Annotated in this window: 10 protein-coding genes; 4 read left to right on the forward strand and 6 right to left on the reverse strand. The window is 66.0% G+C overall.

What is annotated here, in order from left to right; translation table 11 throughout:
• On the forward strand, positions 1 to 246 hold a 246-nt coding region (locus tag KBZ04_RS13475; RefSeq protein WP_254992419.1), incomplete at its 5' end, for a Txe/YoeB family addiction module toxin.
• Here the strand turns inward: KBZ04_RS13475 and KBZ04_RS13480 are convergent.
• The 3 genes from KBZ04_RS13480 to psbA form a co-directional block, all read right to left on the reverse strand.
• Entirely contained in the window at positions 240 to 773 is a 534-nt protein-coding gene (locus KBZ04_RS13480; protein WP_254992420.1) for a cytochrome b/b6 domain-containing protein, read from the reverse strand. The genes KBZ04_RS13475 and KBZ04_RS13480 overlap by 7 nt on opposite strands.
• A 4-nt stretch (positions 774 to 777) precedes the next feature.
• On the reverse strand, positions 778 to 1,452 hold the full coding sequence (locus tag KBZ04_RS13485) for a DUF3365 domain-containing protein (RefSeq protein ID WP_254992421.1): 675 nt from the start codon (positions 1,450 to 1,452) through the stop codon (positions 778 to 780).
• Between the two features lie 125 nt (positions 1,453 to 1,577).
• Positions 1,578 to 2,657: a photosystem II q(b) protein gene (gene psbA, locus KBZ04_RS13490; protein ID WP_254992422.1), complete on the reverse strand. Its 1,080-nt coding sequence runs from the start codon at positions 2,655 to 2,657 to the stop codon at positions 1,578 to 1,580.
• 192 nt (positions 2,658 to 2,849) lie between these two features.
• Between psbA and KBZ04_RS13495 the strand changes: the two genes are divergently transcribed.
• Positions 2,850 to 3,323, forward strand: coding sequence for a DUF3122 domain-containing protein (locus KBZ04_RS13495; protein WP_254992423.1), 474 nt, complete (start codon positions 2,850 to 2,852; stop codon positions 3,321 to 3,323).
• Positions 3,324 to 3,384: 61 nt separating this feature from the next.
• Here the strand turns inward: KBZ04_RS13495 and KBZ04_RS13500 are convergent, their stop codons facing one another.
• Positions 3,385 to 3,576: a Thivi_2564 family membrane protein gene (locus KBZ04_RS13500; protein ID WP_254992424.1), complete on the reverse strand. Its 192-nt coding sequence runs from the start codon at positions 3,574 to 3,576 to the stop codon at positions 3,385 to 3,387.
• 169 nt (positions 3,577 to 3,745) lie between these two features.
• Between KBZ04_RS13500 and KBZ04_RS13505 the strand changes: the two genes are divergently transcribed.
• Positions 3,746 to 4,576 carry an RNA polymerase sigma factor RpoD/SigA gene (locus tag KBZ04_RS13505; RefSeq protein ID WP_254992425.1) on the forward strand — a complete coding sequence of 277 codons (831 nt, stop codon included), beginning with the start codon at positions 3,746 to 3,748 and terminating at the stop codon, positions 4,574 to 4,576.
• 20 nt (positions 4,577 to 4,596) lie between these two features.
• On the opposite strand, the gene KBZ04_RS13510 is transcribed toward KBZ04_RS13505, so the two are convergent.
• Both KBZ04_RS13510 and KBZ04_RS13515 read right to left on the reverse strand, forming a co-directional pair.
• Positions 4,597 to 4,743, reverse strand: a complete 147-nt coding sequence (locus tag KBZ04_RS13510) for a lmo0937 family membrane protein (protein WP_254992426.1) — start codon at positions 4,741 to 4,743, stop codon at positions 4,597 to 4,599.
• 41 nt (positions 4,744 to 4,784) lie between these two features.
• Positions 4,785 to 5,138, reverse strand: coding sequence for a CsbD family protein (locus tag KBZ04_RS13515; protein ID WP_254992427.1), 354 nt, complete (start codon positions 5,136 to 5,138; stop codon positions 4,785 to 4,787).
• Positions 5,139 to 5,347: 209 nt separating this feature from the next.
• Between KBZ04_RS13515 and KBZ04_RS13520 the strand changes: the two genes are divergently transcribed.
• Complete coding sequence (locus tag KBZ04_RS13520) at positions 5,348 to 5,923, forward strand: TMEM175 family protein (RefSeq protein WP_254992428.1); 576 nt, start codon at positions 5,348 to 5,350, stop codon at positions 5,921 to 5,923.
• Positions 5,924 to 6,085: the final 162 nt, after the last annotated feature.

Raw genomic sequence — 6,085 nt, forward strand, 5'->3', positions numbered from 1 at the left:
ATCTTCGCTGAGCAGGCCTGGGAGGAGTCCCTCCACTGGCAGGCCACCGACAAGGTCCTGCTCAAGCGCATCAACGCACTGATCAAGGAAGCGTCTCGGACGCCGTATTCAGGCACCGGCAAGCCGGAACCGCTGAAACACGCCCTGGCTGGCTACTGGTCACGCCGCATCAACGACGCACACCGCATGGTCTACAAGGTTGACGGTGACGCTCTGCTACTGGCCCAGCTTCGGTATCACTATTGACCCCGCTTCAGATACCGTCGCACCTGGCCCGGCCAGTCTCCAGGCCGATCACCCGGCCGCAGGCTCGTGCTGGCCATGGAGGCCAGCAGCGGTGTGCCCCCCAAGCGCAGGCTGCCTGCCACATGCAGCACCACGGCCAGGCCGATCAGCAGCCAGGCCACCAGGTGCAGGCTGTAGGCCAGATGGTGCAGCTGGCCGTCCCGCAGCCAGTCCTCCTGCATCAGCTTGCCGGTCGCCACCGCCAGTGCCAGGGCCCCCAGGGCCATGGTGTTGGTGGCTCGCCGCAGGCGCGGCCGGCCCAGGCTGAGGGCGTAGGCGGCGAAGACCAGGCCCAGGGGCAGCAGCAGGAAGCCCGCCTGGCCGTGCAGGTCGATCCAGCTGCCGGGCGGGGTGAACGGCAGCCGCCCCCAGCGGCCGTCGTAGCGGCTGTAGACGATCAGCCCACTCAGCCAGGCGGCCAGCACCAGCAACGCTGTGACCCCATGGGTCAGCCGCAGCAGGGAGGGTTGGTAGGGGGGGCGGGCCATCGCCTCAGCCGGTGGTGTCCCCCAGCGTGTCACGGGCCAGCGGTGCCTCGGGGATGAACACGGCGTACATCCCCCGCAGGTCCCCCGCCTTGAAATCGAAGGCCCGGTCGGCGGGGTAGTTCTCCGTCACGAAGGCCGGCCGGCTGGCCTTGGTGCCGTGGCAGGCCAGGCAGCTGGGCTCCACGTTGATGCGGCGGTAGTAGTTCACGCCGGCACCCTGCTCGGCCGTGGCCGGTTGCCACAGGCCGGTGATCGCCGGCTGGCGGTGGAACAGGTCGATCACCTCCCGCTCCTGGGCACCGACGGGGGCGTGGTCGGGGTTGCGGAATTTGGCGGCCACCTGGCGCACTTGCCAGCCGTTCTCCTCGCCGATCGCGGCGGCCTTCATGCCCACCGGCTTGCAGACCTCCTTCATGGTCTGCTGGGTGGGCTCCTCGCTGCTGCCCTCCAGGGTGGAGGCCAGGGCGATGCGCATCCGATCGAGATCTTCCATGGCCACCACGGCCTTGGCCAGGGTGGTGGGTTCCACCGGCGCGAGGGTCGGCGGCACGTCGCTGGCCGCGGCCTGGGCCGCCGGTGGTGACAAGGTGAGCAGCAGGGCGCCGAGCAGCACCATCGCCAACGAGGCGAGGGCGGTCAGCGCCAGGCGCCGCAGGCTGGGAAGCAGGATCTGGGCCATGGGTCGGCGGCTCCGGACGAGGGGGGTGGGACGGGCGGACAGGCGGGAAAGGCAAAAGGGCCCGGATCTCTCCGGGCCCGGCAGGGGCTCAGGGCGCCGATGGCTGGGCGGGGTTCAAAGCCCCACTAACCGATCGACGGAGCCGTGAGGGCCACGGGGGTGCTTGCGGTGGCCGCCAGATCGAGGGGGAAGTTGTGGGTGTTGCGCTCGTGGATGGCTTCGATGCCCAGGCCGCCGCGGTTGAGGATGTCGGCCCAGGTGTTGATCACCCGGCCCCGGTGATCGAGCACGGAGTGGTTGAAGTTGAAGCCGTTCACGTTGAAGGAGAAGCTGATCACCGCCAGGGTGGCGAACCAGATCCCCACCACCGGCCAGGCGGCCAGGAAGAAGTGGAGGCTGCGGCTGTTGTTGAACGAGGCGTACTGGAAGATCAGCCGGCCGAAGTAGCCGTGGGCGGCCACGATGTTGTAGGTCTCCTCCTCCTGGCCGAACTTGTAGCCCCGGTTCTGGGATTCGGTTTCGGTGGTCTCCCGCACCAGGGAGCTGGTGACGAGTGAGCCATGCATGGCCGAGAACAGGGCGCCGCCGAACACCCCGGCCACGCCGAGCATGTGGAAGGGATGCATGAGCACGTTGTGCTCGGCCTGGAGTACCAGCATGAAGTTGAAGGTGCCGGAGATGCCCAGGGGCATGGGGTCGGAGAAGGAACCCTGGCCGATGGCATACACCAGCAGCACGGCGGTGGCGGCACCCACCGGGGCGCTGTAGGCCACGGCGATCCAGGGACGCATCCCCAGGCGGTAGCTGAGCTCCCACTCCCGACCCATCCAGCAGTAGATGCCGATCAGGAAGTGGAAGATGATCAGCTGGTAGGGGCCGCCGTTGTAGAGCCACTCATCGAGGCTGGCGGCTTCCCAGATGGGGTAGAAGTGCAGGCCGATGGCGTTGCTGGAGGGCACGACGGCGGCGGTGATGATGTTGTTGCCGTAGAGGAGGCTGCCGGCGATCGGTTCGCGGATGCCGTCGATGTCGACGGGGGGCGCCGCGATGAAGGCGATCACGAAGCAGACGGTGGCCGTCAGCAGGGTGGGGATCATCAGCACGCCGAACCAGCCCACGTAGAGGCGGTTCTCGGTGCTGGTGACCCAGGTCTTGAAGCGATCCCAGGGATGGACCCCGGAACGCGACAGGTTGGTGGTGGTCATGGCTAGGCATCCGAAGATGGACAGACCGGCAGGGGGCGGCGACACCGCCTTGCGGATGGACCGCTTGCCACTGCCGGACGATAAAACGATAGCGTTGAATCTCCCTGGATCGGGGCTCCTGCCATGCGTGTTTCTGCTCAATCTGTTGCGGCCTCTCCAGGCGCCCGACGGCGCCCCTGGCCATCCAGGCTGGTGCCCCTGTTCCTGGGGCTGCTGCTGGTGCTGACCCTGGCCCCCGGCCTGGCCCGCGCCGATGAGACCCAGCGCTGGAGCCTGCGGGACCAGGACGACAACCGCTGGTCGCTGCGGATCTTCGCCCAGCCCGATCCCGCCTACCCCAGTGGCGATCGCCTGCGCCTCAGCGCCCTCACGCCGGGGGTGGCCGTCGATCACGCCAGACCCCTGCTGATCAGCGACGGCATGGGCGGCGCCTGGACCCTGGCCAACCGCAGCGAGGAGTTGGTGCCACCCGGAGGCGGCGCCCTGCCGGAGGGTTCGGCCCAGTTCGACATGGCCGCCCTGCTGCCGCGCCCCAGTGATGCGCTGCCCCTGGCGCTCAGCCTGCCTCTGGCGGGAGAAACGTCGGCGTTGGTTGTGCTCGGACCCGAAGAAACGGAAGCCCTGCACGCCTTGCGCGACCCTGGGGCCCCGGCTCAGGAGGGGTGAGGTCGGGGCAGCACCGTGATGGAGCCATTCTTCTCCCGTTCATTCCTCTCGCCGCCCTGTCTCATCGGCCGATGCGGATGCTGCGCATCGAATCCATCAGGCCAAGAATGTTCAGCAGCCACACCACGACCGCCACGACGACGACAATGTTCAGGATGCGTTTGATCTTGCCATCCATGGGGATGTAGTTGTTGACGAGCCACAGCAGCACCCCGACAACAATCAGGGTGATGACCAGTGAAATCAGAGACATGAAATCTTCTCCTCGGGATGAATGGTGAACGGGTGGAGGCCAATGGCAGACTGTGTCCGGCGAGGCCTCAATAGGCCTGTTGCAGCCCATCTGCCGCAGATCTGCCGTTCACTCGCGCCCACTATCAAGGTGGCTCCACGATGAACGTGGCCCCCTTTTTGTCGGTCCCATGTCAGATTGCTTCGGGGACTATCTGCGCAGCATCGGTCGCATTCCCCTGCTGACGCCGTCAGAGGAACTGCACCTCGGTGCCCTTGTTCAGGACTGGCGTTCCCACCCGGCGGCGTCTCCAGGCCAGGAACGGCGCGGACGGCGGGCCCTGGCGCGCATGGTGACGGGCAATCTGCGCCTGGTGGTTTCGCTCTGCAAGCAGCAGCACAACCGCATCCGTCTGATGCACCTGGATCCGATGGATGTGGTGCAGGCCGGCAACCTCGGCCTGATCCGAGCGGTGGAGCGCTTCCTGCCCGAGCGGGGCTGCAGGTTTTCCACCTATGGCTCCTGGTGGATCCGCCAGTCGGTGCATCGCCATCTCCAGGAGACGACGGGGCTGATCCGGGTGCCGCCCCAGATGGCGGCCCTGGCCCGCAAGATTCAGGCGCTGCGCCTGGCTTCGCCCCAGCCCCTGTCGCTGGCAGAGATCGGTTCTGAATTGGGCGAGAGCGTCAAACGGCTGGAGACCGTCCTTCAGGCGTCCCACGATCTGCAGACCCTCTCCCTCGATCAGACCCTCGGGAGCGGCGATGGGGATGTCTCTCTGACCGATCTGATCGGTGACCCCAGGGAGCCCGGTCTGCAGGACGACTACCACTGGCTCCATGGTGAGGTCAGCCGGCTGAACCCCACGGAACGCCAGGTGTTGCGGCTTCGCTACACCGAAGACGGTTGTCCGTCGTTGGCCCAGATCGGCACGTGCATCGGGCTGTCCAAGCACAAGGTGCAGCATGTGGAGCGCAAGGCGCTGCTCAAGCTGCGGCAGCGCCTGACCAAGGACCACTGATCCCTGGCATCGCCTTGATTTCATACGGCCCGGCCGCTGAGCAGCCGGGACACGATCACGATCAGGGCGATGACCAGCAGGACATGGATGAAGCCGCCCATGGTGTAGGACGTCACCAGTCCAAGCAACCAGAGAATCACCAGAAGGACGGCGAGTGACTCCAGCATTGGGGCCTCCTTTCAATGGGATGGATGGATCGAATCAGGGCTTACTTGATCTTGTCGGCCAGCTTGTCGGCGGCATCGCTGGCCTTGCGGGCCGATGCCTTGGCGCCATCCTTCACAGCTTCTTTGGCGTTCATGGCAGAGGCTTGAACCTGCTTGGCCTTGCCCTTGATCTGTTGGCCTGTATCGCCGGTGACTTCGCCATAGGCGGATTGCATCTTGCCTTCGGCTTCCTTGGCTTTGGCGGACATCTTGTCGGTCATGGCGGCGATGCTGATGGGCGTGATGGAGCGTGTATGGCTGGCCATGGCGGTGCCTGGCCATTGGATCATCAGGGAGACAACCAATGCGGCCACAGCGGCCAGCGAGAGCAGGCGTCTTCGGATGGGAATTCTCATCGGATCTGGCTTCAAGGGGGTGCCTCCCTTCTTTAACGAGCTTCCTGCTCCGCGTAGACGTCTGATGCCGCCGTTGGGGCCCGCAGGATGGAGCGTCCGGCGCCTGTTCAGTGGTGTCAGGCTGTCTGGGCTCTGTAGCGATTCATTTCTTTTTTGCTGCACTCTGCGTCGCTTCTGCCATAAGCAGCCAGATCCACTCGCAGGGCGTCATGAACACCACCCGCCTGGAGGCCTTCAGTGACGGTGTCCTGGCCATCGTCATCACGATCATGGTGTTGGAGATCAAGGTGCCCCACGACACCGAACCGGCGGCCATGGTGCCCCTGATTCCTGTCTTCCTCAGCTATCTGCTGAGCTTCGTCTATATCGGCATCTACTGGAACAACCACCACCACATGCTGCACACCCTTCAGCGGGTCAGCGGCCCGGTGCTCCTGGCCAACCTGCATCTGCTGTTCTGGTTGTCGCTGGTCCCGTTCGCCACCGGCTGGATGGGCCAGAACCACCGGGCGATCGCCCCGTCGGTCCTCTATGGCGCTGTGATGGTGATGGCGGCTGTCGCCTACTTCATCCTGCAAGGGCGGATCATCGCCAGCCAGGGCCCCGACTCCCTGCTGCGCCGGGCCGTGGGCCGCGACTGGAAGGGGCACACCTCCCTGAGCCTCTATTTATTGGCGATGCTGGCGAGCCTGCGCTCTCCGGCCGTTGGCCAGGCGCTCTATGCGCTGGTGGCACTGATGTGGCTGATCCCCGATCGCCGCATCGAGCGGGTGCTCTCCAACTAGGCGCCCTGGATGCTCACCAGCTCCTCGGCCGTGAAGCGGCCGGCCTGCTCCAGCAGGCGCCGTTCCTCCTCATCGGCCCGGGTGCAGGCGAAGCCGTAGCGGGCCCGCACCCGCTCGGAGGCCTGACGCAACGCCAGGGTGCCCTTGGCCCGCAGCTCAGCC

The sequence above is a fragment of the Cyanobium sp. N5-Cardenillas genome (assembly GCF_024345515.1).
In the GTDB taxonomy this organism is placed as follows: domain Bacteria; phylum Cyanobacteriota; class Cyanobacteriia; order PCC-6307; family Cyanobiaceae; genus Cyanobium.